Annotated in this window: 13 protein-coding genes and 1 pseudogene; 8 read left to right on the top strand and 6 right to left on the bottom strand. The window is 63.1% G+C overall.

Annotated elements, in window-relative coordinates:
- A partial coding sequence (locus M1B34_RS32645) for a methyl-accepting chemotaxis protein (protein WP_268267332.1) occupies positions 1-1,628 on the bottom strand: 1,628 nt, incomplete at its 3' end.
- Positions 1,629-1,950: 322 nt separating this feature from the next.
- On the opposite strand from M1B34_RS32645, the gene M1B34_RS32640 reads away from it, so the two are divergent.
- From M1B34_RS32640 to M1B34_RS32625, 4 genes are all read left to right on the top strand, one after another.
- Complete coding sequence (locus M1B34_RS32640; RefSeq protein WP_425273565.1) at positions 1,951-3,600, top strand: DUF1302 domain-containing protein; 1,650 nt, start codon at positions 1,951-1,953, stop codon at positions 3,598-3,600.
- Positions 3,601-3,626: 26 nt separating this feature from the next.
- The gene (locus tag M1B34_RS32635; RefSeq protein ID WP_268262053.1) at positions 3,627-4,979 is read left to right on the top strand and encodes a DUF1329 domain-containing protein; all 1,353 of its coding nucleotides are present in this window, start codon (positions 3,627-3,629) and stop codon (positions 4,977-4,979) included.
- A gap of 94 nt (positions 4,980-5,073) precedes the next feature.
- Positions 5,074-6,231 carry a WD40/YVTN/BNR-like repeat-containing protein gene (locus M1B34_RS32630; RefSeq protein ID WP_268267330.1) on the top strand — a complete coding sequence of 386 codons (1,158 nt, stop codon included), beginning with the start codon at positions 5,074-5,076 and terminating at the stop codon, positions 6,229-6,231.
- Complete coding sequence (locus tag M1B34_RS32625; protein WP_259740444.1) at positions 6,221-8,626, top strand: efflux RND transporter permease subunit; 2,406 nt, start codon at positions 6,221-6,223, stop codon at positions 8,624-8,626. The genes M1B34_RS32630 and M1B34_RS32625 overlap by 11 nt, the downstream gene beginning before the upstream one ends.
- A gap of 85 nt (positions 8,627-8,711) precedes the next feature.
- On the opposite strand, the gene M1B34_RS32620 is transcribed toward M1B34_RS32625, so the two are convergent.
- Positions 8,712-10,673 (bottom strand): methyl-accepting chemotaxis protein, encoded by a 1,962-nt coding sequence (locus tag M1B34_RS32620; RefSeq protein ID WP_268267329.1) that lies wholly within the window; start codon positions 10,671-10,673, stop codon positions 8,712-8,714.
- Between the two features lie 283 nt (positions 10,674-10,956).
- On the opposite strand from M1B34_RS32620, the gene M1B34_RS32615 reads away from it, so the two are divergent.
- From M1B34_RS32615 to M1B34_RS32600, 4 genes and pseudogenes are all read left to right on the top strand, one after another.
- Positions 10,957-11,646 carry a hypothetical protein gene (locus M1B34_RS32615; RefSeq protein ID WP_268262057.1) on the top strand — a complete coding sequence of 230 codons (690 nt, stop codon included), beginning with the start codon at positions 10,957-10,959 and terminating at the stop codon, positions 11,644-11,646.
- 244 nt (positions 11,647-11,890) lie between these two features.
- Positions 11,891-13,314 (top strand): annotated as a pseudogene (locus M1B34_RS32610) (FAD-binding oxidoreductase).
- 31 nt (positions 13,315-13,345) lie between these two features.
- On the top strand, positions 13,346-14,293 hold the full coding sequence (locus tag M1B34_RS32605) for a LysR family transcriptional regulator (RefSeq protein ID WP_123335678.1): 948 nt from the start codon (positions 13,346-13,348) through the stop codon (positions 14,291-14,293).
- Positions 14,294-14,341: 48 nt separating this feature from the next.
- Positions 14,342-15,664, top strand: coding sequence for an MFS transporter (locus M1B34_RS32600; RefSeq protein ID WP_268267328.1), 1,323 nt, complete (start codon positions 14,342-14,344; stop codon positions 15,662-15,664).
- A 204-nt stretch (positions 15,665-15,868) separates the two neighbouring features.
- On the opposite strand, the gene M1B34_RS32595 is transcribed toward M1B34_RS32600, so the two are convergent.
- The 4 genes from M1B34_RS32595 to M1B34_RS32580 form a co-directional block, all read right to left on the bottom strand.
- Entirely contained in the window at positions 15,869-17,554 is a 1,686-nt protein-coding gene (locus M1B34_RS32595) for an alpha/beta hydrolase (RefSeq protein ID WP_268267327.1), read from the bottom strand.
- Between the two features lie 192 nt (positions 17,555-17,746).
- Entirely contained in the window at positions 17,747-18,229 is a 483-nt protein-coding gene (locus M1B34_RS32590) for a DUF4265 domain-containing protein (protein ID WP_268267326.1), read from the bottom strand.
- A 39-nt stretch (positions 18,230-18,268) separates the two neighbouring features.
- The gene (locus M1B34_RS32585) at positions 18,269-18,955 is read right to left on the bottom strand and encodes a hypothetical protein (protein ID WP_268267325.1); all 687 of its coding nucleotides are present in this window, start codon (positions 18,953-18,955) and stop codon (positions 18,269-18,271) included.
- On the bottom strand, positions 18,955-19,914 hold the full coding sequence (locus M1B34_RS32580) for a hypothetical protein (RefSeq protein WP_268267324.1): 960 nt from the start codon (positions 19,912-19,914) through the stop codon (positions 18,955-18,957). The genes M1B34_RS32585 and M1B34_RS32580 overlap by 1 nt, the downstream gene beginning before the upstream one ends.
- Between the last annotated feature and the right edge of the window lie 303 nt (positions 19,915-20,217).

Below are 20,217 nucleotides of genomic sequence, written 5' to 3'. Positions count from 1 at the left end.
CGTTCGGCAGGGAATTGGGTCATGGCGTCCGACTCCTGCGGCCGCCGCTTCCTGGGTGCGGTTGGCCCAGGTGCCGCAGCTTCATCGGCCACCACTGAAAAGCCTCGGCCCTTCTCCACCGGCCCGGGCGCTCGATGGCCGCATTCAGCGCCAGCGAGGTTGGTCTGTTCGGCCAGGGCGTGGATCACCGCCAGCACCCCGGCGATGCGCCCGCTCTCTTCGTCCAGGCGTTGCATGGCCTGGCTGGCGCTGTCCATCTGCCCGGTCAGTTCGCGGCTCTGCAAGGCCACCGCCGCCACGTCCCGCTCGCCGGCTTCGTAACCGCTGCGAGCAGCCTGGGCCGATTGCAGGCTGTGCTCGGTGTGCCGGGCCACCTGGGCCAGGCTGGCGTTGACCTGCTCCATGGCCGCCGCCGTGCTGTCGGCCTCCCGGGACTGCTCGCGGGCACCCTGCTCGGCGGCCGCCGTGGCCGTGGACAGCTCGCCGCACGCCAGGGTCAGGCGCCGGCTGCCCTGGTCGATGCGGCTCATGATCTGGTGCAGGCTGCGGGTCATGCCCTGCATGGCCAACAACACCTGGCCCAGTTCGTCCTGGCGGGTCACCACCAGGGACGGGCTGAGGCTCCCGGCCGCCACCTCGCCGGCCACCTGGGCGGTGTAGCGCAGCGGCGTGACAATCCGCCGGCGAATCAACCAGGCTGCCGCGGCGCTTAACACCAGGGCCAGCAGGGTCATGCCCAGCAGCCAGGCATAGGCGCGCCGATCCAGGGTCTGCTGCTGCGCCAGGACCTGCTGTTTCAAGGCGACAAAGTCCGTGAGCATCTGCTGCGCCAGGCCGTCCATGGACTGCTCACTGGCGCGGCTTTCCTCGGCGCGCAGGCGGTATTCCTCGAATGCCTGGCGATAGCCGCCCAGGGCTTGCAATGCCGCCTCCAGGGTTTGGCGCTGGGTTTCGGCGGCGCCGTTGGCCAGGGCCTGGGTGGACGATTGCAAGTCGCTCATCAGCAACAGCCACTGGTCGTAACGGGCGCCATCGGGCTGCCGGGCAAAGGCCCATTCGCTGCTGCGCACCGCCATCAGCTTGCGCATCAGGGCCATGGCGTTGTCGGCCTGGGTCACTAGGTCGAGGCTGGCGCGGCCCTGGTCGATGGCCTCGCCCAGGGCTTCCAGCAGGTCCTGTTCCACCCCTTCAAAACCGCCCTTGGCCGCTTCGGCCTGGCTTTGCATGCTGGCCTGGGTCGCCTGGGTGCGCTGGCGCGTGGCACTGAAACCCTGGAAGCGGGCCAGGTAGTCCTGGCTGGCACGCAACAAGGCCGGGTCTGTGGCCAGGCCGCCCGGCAAGCCCTGGGTCAGCTCTTGCATCAGGCCCTGCACGCTGCTCAAAACCTGGTCCCGAGCGCTGTCGGCAGCGTCCACCCGATAGGTTTTTTCCGCAGCGCGGGCCCCAAGCACGCTGGCGTGCCATTCGTTGACGTGCAGCAGCCGCGCCTGTCCCTCCAACACCGCCTGCAAGGCATAGGCTGCGGTCCCGGCAAGGACCACGGTCAGGCCGCACAACAGACTGAACCCCGTGATCAGCAAGGCGCTGATGGACAGGGGACGAGCAAAAGCACCGGGCAGATTATTCATTGTTGTTTTTCCTGGGCTGAGAAACGGCAATCAAGGCAATCGCCCTTGGCGTGGCAGCGCCTGCGGTTTTCCTTGACATTGGATTTTTGCGGATTTACTTTTTGTGCACAAATTCATTTTTAGGCAAATTAAAATGAATCATGCACAAAATACTAATCCATGCCATGTTCTCGGCGCCAGCGCCAAGGCCGTTGGCTTCACCCCGACCCCTTGCCGTTGAACCCCACAGGAGCCGCCCCACGCCAGATCGCCGTTGCTTGCTGCCAGCCATAAATCGATTCGCTTCAACAACAATAAAAAAGCAGAAGAGGTTTCCATGAAAATGCCCCACAGCCGCCCGGGCCTTCCCCAGTGCTTCGCCCGCGCCACCGGCACCGTCGGCGCCGCCATTGCCTTGTGCACCTCGGTGAATGCCGTCGCCTTCCAGTTCGACACCGGTATCCCCGACCTCAGCACCAGTTGGGACAACACCCTCAAGTACAGCAACGCCTTTCGCCTCAAGGGGCGCGAGGGCAGCGTGTCCGGCGGCCCCGGCACCTCGGTGGCCAACCCCAACATGGACGACGGTGACCGCAATTTCAGCAGCGGCCTGATCTCCAACCGCGTCGACCTGCTCTCGGAACTGGACATCCGCTACAAGGATGTCGGCGCCCGCCTCAGCGGCGCGGCCTGGTACGACACGGTGTACAACGACAGCAACGACAACGATTCGCCGGGCACCGCCAACGCCCTGAGCGTGCGCAACAACCACTTCACCGACGACACCCGCAAGCTCCACGGACGCAAGGGCGAGTTGCTCGACGCCTTCGTCTACGGCTCGCGGGACGTGGGTGAAACCCGGGTGTCCGGGCGCCTCGGCCAGTTCACCCAGATCTACGGTGAAAGCCTGTTCTTCGGTGCCAACGGCATCGCCAACGCCCAATCCACCATCGACCTGGTGAAGCTGCAATCGGTGCCCGGCTCGCAGTTCAAGGAAATCCTCCTGCCGACCAAACAGGTGTCGGGCAACTGGCAATTGAGCGACACCGTGAGCATCGGCGCCTACTACCAGTTCGAGTGGAACAAGACCCGCCTGCCCGGCTCCGGCAGCTACTTCAGCGGCGGTGACTTTGTCGGTGATGGCGCTGAGAGCGTGTTCTTCCCCACCGGCCGCCTGACCCGTGGCGCCAGCATCAATGCCAAGGATTCCGGGCAGTTCGGTGCGCAGTTCAAATTCAGCCTCGAAGACTGGGAATTCGGCCTCTACGCCGCCAAGTACCACGAGAAAACCCCGATCTTCTACTTCCGCCCGGCCGCCCTGATCCCTGGCAACGACGACAGTTACGTCAACGTCTATGCCGAGGACGTGAAAGTCTTCGGCGCCAGCTTCAGCACCCTGGTGGGCGAAGCCAACGTCGCCGGTGAAGTGTCGATGCGCGTCGATACACCGCTGGCGCCTACCGGTGGCGTGGTGATCGCAGGCCTGGGTGCCGATAACGACAAGAACGCCGCCTACCCGATCGGCGACTCGCTGCATGCCCAGGTGTCGATGATCAACATCTACGGCGGCAACCAGGTCTGGGACGCGGCGTCCTTTGTCGGCGAGCTGGCCTTCAACCGTCGCCTGAGCGTGAAGAAAAACGAAGACCAACTGGACCCCAACACCACCCGCGACGCCTATTCGCTGCGCTTCACCTTCGAGCCGCAGTACTTCCAGGTGATGCCCGGGGTCGATGTGCAAGTGCCGATCACTGTGGGCTACACGCCCTACGGTCGCTCGTCGGTGACCCCGCAAGCGTTCTCCCCGGAACACGGCGGCGACTTCACCCTGGGCCTCAAGGCCGACTACCAGAAGACCTGGTACGCGTCCCTCAGCTACACCAATTTCTTTGGTGATGGCGGGCCGATCATCGACTCCACCAATGCCTACACCTTCAAACAAAACATGAAGGACCGCGACTTCGTGTCCTTCTCGCTTCAGCGCACGTTCTGATGCCTGCCATGCTCCGGAGAACCCCCATGAAACAGCACGCCCCCACGCTTTGCGCCCTGGCCCTGTTCGGCCTGGTCTCGGGCCCGACCCTGGCCGCGGTGTCCGCCGACCAGGCCGCCACCCTGAAAACCACCCTGACCCCCATGGGGGCGGAAAAAGCCGGCAACAAGGACGGCAGCATCCCCGCCTGGACCGGCGGCCTGACCCAGGACGTGGCCGGGCCCAAGTTCGGCGACGTGCCGGCCGACCCCTTCCCCGGGGAAAAACCGCTGTTGCAGATCAATGCGAAAAACGCCGCGCAGTACGCCGACAAACTCAGTGAAGGCACCCGCGCCCTGTTGGCCCAGTACCCGGATAACTTCCACCTCAACGTCTACCCCACCCACCGCAGCGCCGCGGCGCCCCAGTGGACCTACGACAACACCCAGAAGAACGCCACCCAATGCCAACTGACCCAGAACGGCCTCTCGGTCCAGGGTTGCTACGGCGGCGTGCCGTTCCCGATTCCAGCCAACGGCAGCGAACTGATCTGGAACTTCCTGCTGCGCACCGAGGCCGAGTCCATCGAGCACGGTTACCGCAACATGATCGGCAACTCCGACGGCTCGCGGACCCTGGCCAGCCGCGGCGTGGAGAACTGGCAATACCCCTACTACTACAAAGACGGCGATGCGCAGAAATGGTCCGGCCAGTACGTGCTGCTGCGTTTCCTCACCAGCGAACCGCCGTTCAAGGCCGGTGAATCCCTGGTGACCCACGACAGCGTGGACGCTGCCAACCCCCGTGAAGCCTGGCAGTACCTGGTGGGCCAACGCCGGGTGCGGCGCGCGCCAACCGTGGGTTACGACACCCCGGACTTCGTGGCCTCGGGCGCCAACTACTTCGATGAAGTTCACGGTTTTATCGGCCACCCGGACCGCTACGAGTGGAAGCTGATCGGCAAGAAGGAGATGTACATCCCCTACAACCTGAACAAGTTCCACGCCGAGAAACCGGACGATGTATTCACCGAGAAAACCCTCAACTCCGACAAGATGCGCTGGGAACTGCACCGGGTCTGGGAAGTGGAAGCCACCGTCGCCCCGGGCAAGCGCCATGCCGTGCCCAAGCGCCGCTTCTACATCGACGAGGACAGCTGGACCATCGCCCTGGCCGACGGCTATGACGCCCAAGGCAAGTTGTGGCGCGTGACCCAGGCGCTGCCGTTCGTGGTGCCGTCGATCCCGGCGGTGGTGGTCAAGCCGGTGGTCATTTACAACTTGCAGGCCAAGACCTACAGCGTGGTCCAGGGCCTCAACGGCGAGACCTACAAAGTGGTGCCACGCAAGTCGGAGAACTTCTTCACCGGTAACGCCGTGGCCTCGGGCTCGGTGCGCTGACTCTGTGACGCAGCACATGGGGCCCGCACGTGGCGGGCCCCATTTCCGGATTGTCGAGGTCAAGATGTCCAAGCCGCTATTCATACGTACTTGCGTGATACCAGCGCTCGTCATACGAACGCTCCTCAGCACCACCCTCGCCGCCCGCCCCGGCCGCGCCCTGGCCCTGTGCCTGGGGCTGAGCGGGAGCCTCGGTCTGGCGCCCCTGGCCCTGGCCGAGGCACCGGGCGACGCCGAACTCTTTCAACGCCCGGCGCTGCACAGCGAACTGGCGCCGCGCTCGCTGATGCTCAGCGTGGCTCGGGCCGGAGCGGCCCTGGTGGCCGTGGGCGAGCGCGGTTTTATCCTGCGCTCCACGGACAATGGCCAGTCCTGGCAGCAGATGCCTTCGCCGGTCAGCGTGACCCTGACCCAAGTGACCTTCCCCACGGCCCGCCAAGGCTGGGCCGTTGGGCACGCCGGGGTGATCCTGCACAGCACCGACGGCGGCCTGACCTGGGCCACGCAACTGGACGGCAACCAGGCCGCACAACTGTCGCTGGACGTGGCCAAAAGCGCCTTGAGCGAAAACCCCGGTGACGACGCCCAGCAGCGGGTGGACGAAGCCCAGCGCTTGCTGGAAGACGGCCCGGACAAACCCTTCCTCGCCGTGCATTTTTTCAATGAACAGCAGGGCCTGGTGGTGGGTGCCTATGGCCTGGCTTTCGAGACCCAGGATGGCGGCCAGCATTGGCAACCCATCAGCGCCCGCCTGGACAACCCATCGGCGCTGCACCTGTACGGCATTCTCGACCTGCAGGGCACGCTGTTTATCGCCGCCGAGCAAGGCCTGCTGCTGCGTTCCACCGACCAGGGCCGATCGTTTGCCCGGGTCGAGATCCCGGCCAACGGTACCTTGTTCGGCCTGCTCGCCAGCCAGCAGCACCATCTGCTGGCGTTCGGCCTGCGCGGCAAGATCTACCGCTCCGATGACCAGGGCGAGAGCTGGAGCAGCGTCGCCAACAACCAGCCCGTGACCCTCACCGCCGGCCTCCAGGTCGATGACGGCAGCCTGCTGCTGGTGGACGAAACCGGTCGCGTGTTGCGCAGCGACGATGACGGCCGCAGCTTCAACGCCACCGCCCTGGGCCAGAACACCGCGCTCAACGCCTTGGTGCAAAGCGCCGACGGTGGCCTGGTGGCCGCCGGCGCTCGGGGCCTGAACACCTTTTCCTTGAATGACAGCCAGCGGAGCAGCGCCCGTGAACAGTAAAGTGCACGACCCTCACAGCGACACGGCCGCGGAATTCCTGCTGTTCGACAAGCGCTCCGGCAGCCTGGTGGAACGCCTGCTGTTCAACCATCGCGGCCTGGTGGTAGCCCTGTGTCTGCTGCTCAGCGCGGTGCTGGGCTACCAGGCCACCCACCTCAAGCTCAGCGCGGCCTTCGAAAAAATGATCCCGGTGGGCCATCCCTACATCGAAAACTACTTCAAATACCGAGGCCAACTGGGGGAAGGCGGCAACACCCTGCGCATTGCCCTGGAGGCCAAGCAAGGCACGATCTACGACGCCGAGTACCTGGACACCCTCAAGCGCATCAACGATGAGCTGTTCCTGCTCGACGGCGTGGACCGGCCTTACATGAAGTCCCTGTGGACCCCGGCCACCCGCTGGATCGGCGTCACCGAGGAAGGCTTCGACGGCGGCCCGGTGATCCCCGACGACTACGACGGTTCGGCGGCGAGCATCGATCAGGTGCGGCAGAACGTCGAACGCTCCGGTGAACTGGGGCGCCTGGTGGCGGGTAACCTGCGCTCCAGCGTGATCCTCCTGCCGTTGCAGGACACCAGCGGGCAAGACGCCGCGCCCCTGGATTACCACGCCCTGTCCCAACGCCTGGAACAGCTGCGCCAGCAGTATGAAAGCGAGCGTTATTCCATCGCCATCACCGGGTTTGCCAAGGTGGTGGGCGACTTGATGGACGGCCTGTTGCTGATGCAGGTGTTTTTTGCCGGCACCCTGCTGATCTGCGGCCTGGTGCTGCTGTGGTACACCCGTTGCCTGCGCAGCACGGTGCTGGTGTTGTCCTGCTCGATGATCGCCGTGCTGTGGTTGATGGGGTTGTTGCCGACCCTGGGTTATCAGCTGGACCCGTACTCGATCCTGGTGCCGTTCCTGGTGTTCGCCATCGGCCTGAGCCACGGCGCGCAGAAGATGAACGGGATCATGCAGGACATCGGCCGCGGCGCGGACAAGCTGGTGGCCGCGCGCTTTACCTTCCGCCGCCTGTTCCTCACCGGGCTGATGGCGCTGATGGCCGACGCCGTGGGTTTTGCCGTGCTGATGATCATCAACATCCCGGTGATCCAGGACCTGGCGATCACCGCCACCCTGGGGGTGATGGTGCTGGTGCTGACCAACCTGGTGCTGTTGCCGATCCTGCTGTCGTACACCGGTGTCAGCCGCCGCGCCGCCGAGCGTGAAGCCCAGGCCGAACGCCTGGCCCTGAGCGACCTGGAACATCGGCGCCACCCGCTGTGGTCGTTCCTCGACCGCTTCACCCAGAAAAAATGGGCGCGCCTGGCGATTGCCGTGGCGGCGGTGCTGGGGGTGGCCGGGTTTGCCGTGAGCCTGCACGTCAAGGTCGGCGACCTCAACCCCGGGGCCCCGGAGCTGCGGGCCGATTCGCGCTACAACCGCGACAACGGTTTTATGGTGGGCAACTACGCGGCCAGCAGCGACAAGTACGTGGTCATGGTCAAGACCCCGCCCTTCTACTGCGCCAACTACAACACCCTGGTCACCGTCGATGCCTTGGAAGCACGCCTGCAACAACTGCCCGGGGTGGTCTCCACCAGCTCCCTGGCGGCCCTGAGCAAACAGGCGGCAGCAGGGATGAACGAAGGCAGCCTGCGCTGGTATGAAATCCCGCGTAACCAGGGCCTGCTCAACGCGATCATCACCCGCGCCCCGCGGGAGCTGTTCAACCAGAACTGCGACTTGCTGACGGTCAACGTGTTCCTCACCGACCACAAGGCCGACACCCTGACCCGTGTGGCCAGCACCGTGGAAGCCTTTGCCGCGACGCACAACACCGCCGAGCTGCAATTCATGTCCGCCGCAGGCAACGCCGGGATCGAGGCCGCCACCAACATCGTGGTCAAGCGCGCCAATATGCAGATGCTGCTGGTGGTGTACCTGGCGGTGATCGTGCTGTGCTTTATCACCTTCCGCTCCTGGCGTGCGGTGGTGTGCACGGTGCTGCCGCTGATGCTCACCTCGATCCTCTGCGAGGCGCTGATGGTCGGCCTGGACATCGGCCTCAAGGTCGCGACTCTGCCGGTGATCGCCCTCGGCGTAGGCATCGGCGTGGACTACTCGCTGTACATCCTCAGCATCACCCTGGCCCACTTGCGCCAGGGCGCGAGCCTGTCCAACGCCTACTACACCGCCCTGCTCTCCACCGGCAAAGTGGTGGTGCTGACCGGCGTCACCCTGGGCGTGGCGGTGGCCACCTGGGTGCTCTCGCCGATCAAGTTCCAGGCCGACATGGGCATCCTCCTGGCCTTCATGTTTATCTGGAACATGCTCGGCGCGCTGATCCTCACCCCAGCCCTGGCCTGCGTGCTGTTCAAGCCCAAGGCCAGCGTTCCGGTCATGGCTTGAGGGGTCAACACGGCGCGTAAAAAAGCCCCTCGATGCGCAAGCATCAGAGGGGCTCAAAGCCACTCAGGCGATGGTCGGCAGCGCCCTAGGCCATCTTGAAGCGGCCCACCAACTGCTGCTGGAACTCGGCCAGGCGCGCCAGCTCCTGGCTGGTGATCGCCGTCTGCTCTGCACCGGCACTCACCTGGATCACCAGGTCGTTGATCTCGTTGACGTTGCGGTTGATGTCTTCGGAGACCGCGCTTTGCTCTTCCGCCGCCGAGGCAATCTGAATGTTGCGGTCACTGATGCCCGCCACGCCCTCGGCAATTTCCACCAACAACTCACCGGCACGCTCGACCTTGCTCGCGCCATCCAGGGCCTTGACCAAGGTCTCTTGCATGGAGGTGGCGGCCCGGTCCGAGCCGGCCTGCAAGTTGGCGATCATCAACTGAATGTTGCCGGTGGATTCCTGGGTTTTCTGCGCCAGGGTGCGCACCTCGGACGCCACCACCGCAAAACCACGGCCATGATCCCCGGCACGCGCTGCTTCGATGGCAGCGTTCAGGGCCAGCAGGTTGGTTTGATCGGCGATGCCGCGAATCACATCGAGCACCGAAGAAATGGCATCACTTTCGTGCTTCAGGTCACCGATGATCAGCGCCGTTTCCTCAGCCTGGCCCGACAACTGCCGGATCAGCCCGATGGTGCTTTCAATCTCGGTGCGCCCTTGGGTCGTGCTGGTGTTGACCCGCTGCGACATCTGCGCGGCGTCGTTAGTGCTGTGGGCCACCTCGCGCACGGTGGCGCTCATTTCACTGATGGCGGTGGCCACCAACTCGGTGCCCTGGCGTTGCCGCTCGACACTCTGGCTGGTCTGCAGGGTGACCGCCGACGACTCTTCGGCCGCCGTGGCCACTTGCGCTGTGGCACTGCCGATTTCCTGGACGATGCCGCGGATCTCATCGGCCATGCGGTTGAGGTTGCGCGAGATCTGGCCGAACTCGTCCTTGCTCTCGTAGGTGGCCCGGGCCGTGAGGTCACGTTGCGCCAGGTCGTTGAGCGCGCGGTTGAGGTCCTGCACCGCCGAATCGATCATGCGGATAATCAGGTACGACAGCACCGACACCGCCAGCAGCGACACGATCACCGCGCCGATGGTCAGCCACAGCGCACGGTTAGCGTCATCGCGCTCGTGCATCGCCAGGCTGCTGACGCTCTGGCCCAGGGCCTCTTCCACCTGGCCCATCAGGTCAATGCGCTGGGTGGCGAGTTCAAACCAGGCTTCTGGCTTGACGCCCAGTGCCTGGCCCATCGGCACCTCGAACCCCAGGCGCTGCAACTTGCCGACTTCAACCGCCGCCGGGCTTTGCATTTGCTGGTCGAACTGTTGCAGCGACGCCGCCGGGGCCTTGCGCCGGAAAGCATCGTAGTAGGCGGTGAACTCGCCGAGGTTGCGACTGAAGCGCGACAGCAGTGCCTCATCGAAACGCCCCTGGTTGAACACCAGGCCGAGCACCACCCGCTCGCGGCCGGCGCGCTCTTTCATCTCGATGAACTGATTCAACGCGCCGAGTGCGTGAACGATGGTGGCGTTGTTGACGCTGGCTTCCAGGGAGTGGGTGTAGCCAATGAGGGTTTGAATGATCTCGGTGTAACGGGCGCCCGACTCGGTGCTGTTGATGCTCAGCTTATCGACCTGCCCGCGGACGACCGGCAACTGATCCAATGCATTCAGCACCTTGTCCAACTGCCCATTGCCCGTCGCGGACAGGCCGCGCACCACCTCAACCGAGGCACTGGAGTCTTGGCGCATCTGCGACATGCGCTCGCCCATGGACTTGCCACCGCTGCCCAGGAAGACCCCGCTGGCGCCCCGCTCACGCTGCAAGGTGGTGATCAATTGGCTCAACTTCTGGGCCGTGGCGCTGGCGGTGACCGTCGCGTTCATATCACGCAGCGTCTTGTAGTTGTCCACCACAAACACCCCGGCCAGGATCAGAAACCCCAGCAACGGCAGTAGCAGAATCAACAGCAGTTTCAGACGCAGCGGTGCATTCTTGAGCATTTCCCTTCAAGCCTCATTTCACATTAAATTCATTGGCGCGCGATGTTCCTAACCGTCCCTTGTTGTCCCTGCGCATGCGGCGGCGATGGTACGTTAATAGCCAAGTGCCAGCACTGAAGACGCCCCACTGTTTCGTTGCAATACCTTTCCTGAAGCGGAAATCTGCCATTTCATTGATCTGGATCAATAAAACGTCGCGCCACCTAAACACCTGGAGAGCAGGGAAGCCCCCCGGCCGCCACACATGAAACGACGGACCTTTCAAACCTGATACGGAGATCCCATGTCCTTTGTCCCCGCCTTTACCGATTTACTGCTGACGCACCTGCAGCAGGAAGAACGCCAGCGCATGCTCAAATCCATCATGGTCACCGTCGCCCCCGAGCTGTGGCTGAGCCTGGAATCGGCCGCATTGCTGGACATTCACCGCGACCGTTTCGGCCTCGGCGGCCAACTCGACGAACGCGCCGACTACCGCCCCGCCAACCACCTGGCGGCACGCGCCAATGTCCCGCGCTGGCTGATCGCCGCCGAGCGTCGCAAGGTGGATATCTGGATCGAGGACAGCTACGCCGAACAGCCCTCCACGGCCCTCGAATTCAAGGTGGTGCACAACAACAAAAATGCTTTCTACAAAATCCGCGAAATCCGCAAGGACCTGGTCAAACCCATCCCGCGCACCTCGCCCCAGGAACCCATTGAACGCTGGGGCATCGTGCTGCTGAGCTACTCACGCTTTTACAGCGACCAACAAGGCGGCTACAGCTACGGCCAGTTCGACAGTTGCCAGGACTTCCTCGACGCTTTCCTGCGCGGCCTGGACGACAACGACGACTGGTACGAAGGCGCACCGCCACTGGAGTGCGTGATGGTCCCGACCCGGATCGCCGACCTTGAAGGCGCGCATTACATCGAGCCTGGGAAAGACGCTGGCGTTTATCTGGCGTTGGTCAGGTGTAAAACCTTACTGTAGGAGCCGGCTTGCCGGCGATGGCGGCCGTGCGGGCTTTATCGCTGGCTTTATCGCTGGCAAGCCAGCTCCTACGGATGGGGGGTGGTTTGAGAAATGGGGACGGGCCTATCTGTCCTTGCGATAACGCCATCTCGAATCTGCACGACCGACCCCCAATGTATGCAGTTAGGATATGGGCAACTCCCCGCCCGGGCCCGGTGCCACGCTGCCGAACCCGAGGAACAATAAAACCGGAGACTGCTCGATGCTGCCCACCGCCCTTGCTACGCCTGCCACGCCCACGCTGCCCAGTGCCTTGCTGGATGAGCTGACCCAGTTGCTGGGCCCGCGCCTCAGCACCTCGGCCAGTATTCGTGAACACCATGGCAGCGATATCTCCGCCCTCGACCCCATGCCGCCGCAAGCCGTGGCCTTCGTTCACAACCTGGAGGAAATCGTCGCGGTGCAGCAGGCCTGCCACCGCTATCGGGTGCCGATCATCCCCTACGGCAGCGGCAGTTCCCTGGAAGGTTGGGTGCATGCGCTGCATGGCGGGGTGTGCCTTGACCTGTCGGCGATGAACCAGATTCTGGAAGTGCGCATCGACGACATGGACGTCACCGTGCAACCCGGGGTGACCCGCAAGCAGCTGAACGCGGCGCTGCACGGCACGGGCCTGTTCTTCCCCATCGACCCCGGCGCAGATGCCTCCCTGGGCGGCATGGCCGCCACCCGGGCCTCGGGCACCAACGCCGTGCGCTACGGCACCATGCGCGAAAACGTCCTGGCCATGACCGCGGTACTGGCCGATGGTCGAGTGATCCAGACGGGTGGCCGGGCGCGTAAATCCTCGGCCGGTTATGACCTCGGCCATCTGCTGATCGGCTCCGGCGGTACCCTGGCCACGGTGGCGGAACTGACGGTCAAACTGCACCCGATCCCGGAAGCGATTTCCGCCGCGGTGTGCAACTTCCCCAGCGTGGACCAAGCGGTGCGCACGGTGATCCAAGCCATCCAGCTGGGGGTGCCGATTGCCCGTATCGAGCTGATCGACGCCCTCACCGTGCGCGCCCTGAATGCCTACAGCAAGACCCAGTTGCACGAGGCGCCATCGCTGTTTTTCGAGCTGCATGGCTCCGAAGCCAGCGTCAAGGAACAGGTGGAAACCATCCGCATGCTGGCCGACGAACACGGCGGCCAGGACTTCGACTGGGCCGTGCACCCGGAAGACCGCAGCCGCCTGTGGCAAGCGCGACACGACGGCTATTTTGCCGCCATCGCCCTGCGCCCCGGCTGCCGGGCCTTGACCACCGACGCCGTGGTGCCGATCTCGCGCCTGGCCGAATGCATCGAGGCCACGACTGCGACCTGGAGCAAAACGGCTTGCTGGCACCGATCTTCGGCCATGTTGGCGATGGCAATTTCCACGCGGTGATCCTGGTCAACCCCGAGGACGCGGCCGAAGTGCAGCGCGCCGAAGAGGTGGCCCATCGCTTGGCAGAACGGGCCATCGCCATGAACGGCTCCTGCACCGGCGAGCACGGCATCGGCCTGACCAAACAAGGTTTCATGAGCCTGGAGCACGGGCAGAACGCGGTGGATATCATGGCCGCGATCAAGGCCGCCCTCGACCCGCAACAGCTGATGAACCCGGGGAAGATCTTCGCCCGCGGCACGCCAGCCGTTTAGGCGCCAGCCACCAAGCGCGCAAGGAAGGCTTATGGAAATCAGGCAACTCAAATACTTCGTCGCCGTGGTCGATGCCGGCAGCCTGTCCCGGGCCTCGCGGGACGTGCACGTGGCCCAATCGGCCCTGAGCAAGCAGATGTCGGCCCTGGAAGCCGAACTCGGCGCGGTGCTGTTCCATCGCAGCAACAGCGGCATCGTCGCCAACGAGGCGGGCAAGGTGTTCTATGAATACGCCCAAGGCATTCTCAAACACCTGAGCGCGGCCAAGGCGGCGGTCAACCCGGAGCCGGCGGCCCTGAGCGGCTCAATCGTGGTGGCCCTGCCGCAAAGCGTGGCCAATATCGTCGCCCTGCCGCTGATGCAAGCCGTGGCCCGCACCTACCCCCAGGTGCAGTTGCACTTGAATGAAGAACTCACCGGCAACCTGGTGGACCAACTGGTGCGCGGCCGGGTCGACATCGCCCTGTTCACCGCCATCGGCCTGCCCTCGGAAGTGAGCTTCAGCCCGCTGATCGAAGAAGACTTCTACCTGATCCACCGCGCCGACGCCCCGCACATGCCGCCCCCCGGCGACGTGACCCTGGCCCAGGCGGTGGCGCAACCGCTGGTGTTCCCCAGCCGCGCCCACAGCCACAGCACCCGCGCCTTTGTCGACCAGGCCCTGGCCCAGCAGCAGTTGCCGCCGGCGACGGTGGCCATGGAAGTCAACTCGGTGCACATCCTTAAAAGCGCGGTGGAGGCCGGCATCGGCCCGAGCATCATGCCGCTCAACCTGGCCCTGCGCGAAGTCGCCGAGGGCCGGCTGGTGGCCCACGCCATCACCCCGCGCGTGGTGTTCCGCACCCTGGGCATTTGCGTGTGCGAAGCCCTGCCCAACAGCAACCTGCGAACCCTGATCGCCGCCCTGATCGGCCAGGTGGTGCGCGACATGTGCCGCTCCGGCGAATGGCCCGCCACCCGCCTGCTGCCCGAAGGCTGAACCGCTGTTTCACCCATTGCTTCGACAACAAGAATAAAGAGGCTCGCCATGAACCCACCTTCCCCGCCGCCCGCGGCCCTCGACGACGCGGCCCTGCACTCGGCCTACCGCAAGACCGCATGGCGCATCATCCCGCTGCTGGTGTTGTGCTACTTGGTGGCCTACCTGGACCGGGTCAACGTCGGCTTCGCCAAGTTGCAGATGCTCGACGACCTCAAGTTCAGCGAAGCGGTGTACGGCCTCGGCGCCGGGATCTTCTTCGTCGGCTACCTGCTGTTCGAAATCCCCAGCAACATCGCCCTGCACCGCTTCGGCGCCCGACGCTGGATCGCCCGAATCATGGTCACCTGGGGCCTGCTGTCGGCGGCCATGATGTTTATCGAAACACCCATGACCTTCTACGTGCTGCGGCTGCTGATCGGCATCGCCGAAGCCGGCTTCTTCCCCGGCATCATCTTCTACCTCACCACCTGGTTCCCCAGCCAACGCCGAGGGGTGATGACCGCCCTGTTCATCATGGCCCTGCCGATTTCCAGCCTGTTCGGCTCGCTGATCTCCGGCCTGATCCTGCAACACCTCAACGGTGTGTCCGGCTACGCCGGCTGGCAATGGCTGTTCGTCATCGAAGGCCTGCCCGCCGTGGCCCTCGGCGCCGCGGTGTTCTTCCTTCTGCGCGACCGCATCGCCGACGCCCACTGGCTCACCGCCGAAGAACGCCACGGCATGCAAGCCGCCATCGACCGCGAAGCCGCGAACAAACAAAGCCACCGCCTGCGCGACGGCCTGCTCAACCCACAAATCTGGCTGCTGGGTGCGGTGTACTTCTGCCTGGTGCTGGGCCAATACGTCATCAGCTTCTGGCTGCCCACCATCATCCGCAACAGCGGCGTGCAGCAGCCCTGGGCCATCGGCGTCCTCACCGCCCTGCCCTACGCCGCCGCAGCGGTGGCCATGGTCATCGTGGGCCGCAGCTCGGACCGCCACGGCGAGTACCGCTGGCACCTGGCGGTGTGCGCGGGGATTGGTGCGCTAGGCGTGGCGTTTGGCACCTTCTTTGGTGACAACCTGATACTGGCCATGTTCGGCCTGATCGTCGGCACCGCCGCCATGATCAGCAGCCTGCCGGTGTTCTGGGGCTTGCCCACCGCCGTAGTGGGCGGCGCCGCAGCCGCTGCGGGCGTAGCGTTGATCAACACCCTGGGCAACGTGGCGGGATTCTTCAGCACTATTGTCGTGGGGTGGCTGACCCAGGTGACGGGGAATACTCAGGTGGCGATGTACTTTATGGCGGCCATTCTGATGATTGGTGGCGGGCTGGGACTGATGGTCAACCATGTCCGCAAAACGGCCCAACTAGCGCCCACCGTGTAGGAGCCGGCTTGCCGGCGATAAACACGGACTCTACGGCCTAAGTTGAGTGATGGTGCCAGGCGGCTGCGTACTCCGGCTTACAACCGCTACACGGCCGAGCTGGAACAATCGCCCGGCCCCATTAGTCGCTTTCCCGTGAAGAGAAAGCGGCGTTTGTTTTTAAAAGACAGCCCCCCCCCCAACAGGCCAGTTTTTAAATCAGAATCAGATCGTGTCCAGTACGAAATACAGCAGCAAAATACCGATGATCACCAGGCCTTCATGATCATGGGTAAAGCCCCACCAGGCCCCAAAGGCCAGCGCGCAAACCCCTACCAGTACTAACAAAGCAGAACCATACATCTTGACCATGAACCAAAACGACGGCCGTTGGCACAAATCGACCCCCGTCGGAGCAGGTAGCAAAGGGTTAACCATGTTCGGCGACAACAGATAACTGACGATCTTCGGTTGATTCGGGCGTTGCAAGGGTTTGCCATGATCGCCCTTGAACCAGAGGGTCTGGGCTTGGATCGCCGAATCATCAAGCTCGTCGAAGCCGTCGACGCCGCCAGTTCCCACGTCTCGAAAACCGATCAAATGCAATCCCCTGCACAACCCACCCACCGGCCAATCCTCAGAGCTGCACTGATTCGCCACCGTCACCACCTGACGCGCCAACATCCGCTTCCACGGGAATTCCCGAGGCAGCACGCTGCCTGCCAGGTACACCCGGTCAAACATCAGCGATGGCACTTCAAGCAGGCTGGTACCCAGGATGTAGGTGCCGTTACTGTGGCCGACAAAATGAAACTTCACGTCGGGGTTACGCGCCACATGGTAGCTGTAGCGGTCAAGAAACCAGGACAAGTTCCGGCGTCGTACCCAGGGCAAGGCGAACTTGATTGCCGAAAACCAACCGTAGGTGGAACGGTCCACCAACACCGGCGGCTCCGAACGCAGAGGCTCGCAGCGTGACAGCGCATTCAACGGTTGGTGCTGCACTTGGTCGGCCTTGCACTGTTGCTCGATGGCCTCGGCAATATCGGTGACCCATCCCGAATTACCGTCACGGATACCGTGAAGCACAAACACCACCATCCCAGGCCCGGTAGCGGCCAGTTCCTGCGCCTGCTCAGGCTCACTCACACGCGGATCCGGGTTCTGGAAGGCTTGCAGTATCCGGGCAAAACCTGCCGTGCCAGGAGGCGCCTGCGGGTCGAACAGGTTGTTATGATCGGCGCCCTCGATGGTGACCGTGTAGGAGTTGGCAAACGCTTCGGTATCCCGCACGTCCTCGCGAGCCACCACACCGTCAATGTCACCCAAAAACTGCACGACAAAGGGCCGATGCTCATCGTCTCGCTCATGGAAATGACGCATCCAGGATAGGCGCAGGTCGGTGACCACAAACGAGCCTTTTTCCAACTCCATGAGCCAGCCCAGGGCAAACCAGGACGGCGGTTTGAGCAACAACCACTGCAAGGAAATCAGCTTCATCAGTGCCAGGCCCAAAGCCCAGCAAGTGGTGGCATAAGGCCGAAATCCTCGGTTGATGGAGGCGAATAACAGCACAGACTCGACCTTATTCCACCATTCACGCCGCTGTGGATGGTCCGGATAAGCACCTGCCGCGAACAGGTAGGCATCGCGGATGATCATTCCGCCAGCGCTGTGCCCGACCAGAATGATTCGGCTGTACTCCTGAGCCAGGTCATCGATCTCGGCGATCAGCGCCAGGGTCAAATCCCGCACCCGTGCCGTTCGGAAGAGACTTCTCAAGCCGCGTGTGTCGTGATGATGCCAATCACCGCTAATACCCTGCTCTCGCAACTTGGCCTCGAGTCGCCTCCAGGCCCCATCGTGATTACCGAGACCACCGACCACAATAATGAGTGGTTGTTCGCGCATGGAGCACCTCCCTGTGGGTTGAATCACGATGCCACCGAGCAGTGCTGGCGTCGCGCCAGCTTAGGTATAGGTTCTTTTCCAGACTCCGCGCTTGTGTCAGATGCTTTTTTTGCCGCTGGCTCGCGGCGCAAGGCATTGTTGCAGCGCTTGGTGCAACGCTGACGGCATGCCAAACCTACTGATCAGTCGCCCTTAGTACTCCAACCACCAATTCAACAGCGTCTCGTCTTCATCGTCATCGAGGTTTTTATAGACGTTCGCGTAGTACCACTGGATGCCGGTTTTTTCGCGGAAGCCGTCGAAAAACCTGTTGATGTTCTCCATGCCGTTCTTGGCAGGAACAGCCAACGCTAGCGTCCCCTGGCACACCCCATCCAAGGTTCCGTTGAGCTCACGAGTGACATCGTTTTCGAGCGCCGTAATCACCGCCGAATCAATGTAATCGGCATAGATCTGAATGCAGAAATTACCGCCCCGCTTCAGCACTTCGGCCGGTGCATCGGGATTGCGGATGGAAACGATATCGCCCCGCGCCAGGTTTTGCGCCAGGCCGGGTGAGGACAGCAACTCGTAAGTGTCCTGATCGATCTGCCGCGCCAGCAGCTCCTCGCGAACGGCGCCATCGTCATCGGCCATATACACCTGAATCAGCACCGGTGATGGTTTATCCAACATAAATAGCTCCACACAATGACTTCCGGGCTCTGACCCACTTCACGGCAACACCTCAAACCGCCCGCTGCCTTTATTCCACGCAAACCCCGGCAACGTACAGCCACTCAAACTGATCCGCACGCTCTCCCCCTCGGCCTGCACCTGCAGCGTATCCACGCCCTGGTTCGGGCACCCTGGCGCCGCGAGCGCCAGGGTCTGCAAGGGCTTGCCCGTGGCCTTGCTCAGCACCTCAATGGCCGCCACCCGCCGATCATTGCCCTGCATGGGCAACTGGAAATACCAACGCGGGGTCGATGCACTCTGCAACAGCGCCGTGCTCGGCTGCGGCCACGAATAATCCGAGTTCACCAGGGCCACCAGTTTCAGGCTGATGGGCAGGGTCTTGCCCGTGCGATAACTGGTCCAACTGCCGCGCACCTGCGCCTGCTGGCGGGAGTTCATCAAGTCATTGAACTGCAAACGCGCCACCGGCAAGCCCTGCTCGTCCAGCTCATCCATGGCCAGCACCTTATTGCTGAAACTGAAGGTCGGCTTGAGTCGGATCGGCGTGCGATAGCGCTGGTAGGCATAAGTCCCCTGGTACAGGGCATTCTCGCTACCCAGGGTCAGCACAATCGCCTGCTTGCCCAACGTGCCCTCATACACCCCATGGGCCGCCTGCGCCGGCAGCATCCACAGCACCAACAACCCCGCTGCCAACCCGCGATAAAGATCACCCCACCCCATCAGAAACGCTCCTCGCCAGACGATAGAAACTCCAGCCGATCCGGGCTGACCACCCGGTAATAATCCCAACGCCGTGTGCGCTGATCGAAATTGATAAAGTCCTGTTTGCTGAACTCCATCTGGCCACTGGGCGAAAAGCGCAACGTGCCGTCCACGGCGAACTGCTCCAGCAGTGAATGGCGCAGGTACTGCTGGCTTTCACGGTTGTACAGGTAGTACTGAGTGGGCCCGCACCACAACCGGCCGTCCGACTCAGCCAGGCGATAACGCTGGGCCTGAAAATCCAGCGGCGACCCGGCCTGGAAATGCCCGAAAGTCAGCGTCCCGGTGCCAACCGCAGGCATGCACCACGACCCACTGATCTCCTGCACCTGCGCCCCCGTGACACGACTCATCACCCGAATACGGTCCACCCGCGCCACCTCCTCCCCGGCCTTGCGCGCGGCATGCACACTGAAATAGAAATCCTTGTCCTGCACCGGCTGCAACAACTCACCGTCAAAAGCATCCCGCTGACTGTCACCAAAACGCGTTACCCGCTGCAACTGCAACGGCTGCTGCGCGCCCGTGCGCAGATCGACAAACGAGCCCTGCAGCGCATCAGCACCTTCAGTGAAAGGCAGCAACGACACAGCCGCCGCCGGCAGAGTCGGGTTGTCCATGATATTGATCAGCAACCCCGCGCCCTGGCGAAACGGCGTCAGCTCCAAAGGAATGGGCAAGCGCTCGGTTTCGGTAAACCAATAACCGGAAAAGCCAACGCCGTATTGCGAGTCGTAGGTCAGCGCCAGCTCAACCGGGGTGGAACCGAGGGTGCCGCGGTAGGTGGTGGTGGGGTTGGCTTGGGCGCTGGGAGTGGTTAGGGCGAGGCCTAGCAGGAGGGCTGGGGCCAGGAAGTGTGGCAGGAAACGCCGTTTACCAGCCCTTGCTTGCGTACAGCCACCAATGGACGGGGTCATGCGGGCGCTCCTTGCTTGGGGGGAAAGGGGCGCAGGATAGCAAAATCGTTCTGGTTTTTACGGGTAAAGAGGAGGGTTCTTACAGTGACGCGATTGGCTGCGATTATCCCAATGCCTAGCGTTTGAAACGTCAACTGATGACTCAGTGATGGGGTTTTGCAGCTCTATAGAAAGAACCCAGAACCTGCTCTGATTAGTAACGATGACTTGTAAACAGATGATCATAGATGGCAGCTATCGGCCCAGAGTGTGTAAAAACGCCCGGACAAACCCTTGCTAAGATTTCTGAGAATTTCATCGCAA

The organism is Pseudomonas morbosilactucae (assembly GCF_023241715.1).
In the GTDB taxonomy this organism is placed as follows: Bacteria; Pseudomonadota; Gammaproteobacteria; order Pseudomonadales; family Pseudomonadaceae; genus Aquipseudomonas; species Aquipseudomonas morbosilactucae.
This window is presented reverse-complemented; position numbering and strand designations above follow the sequence as displayed.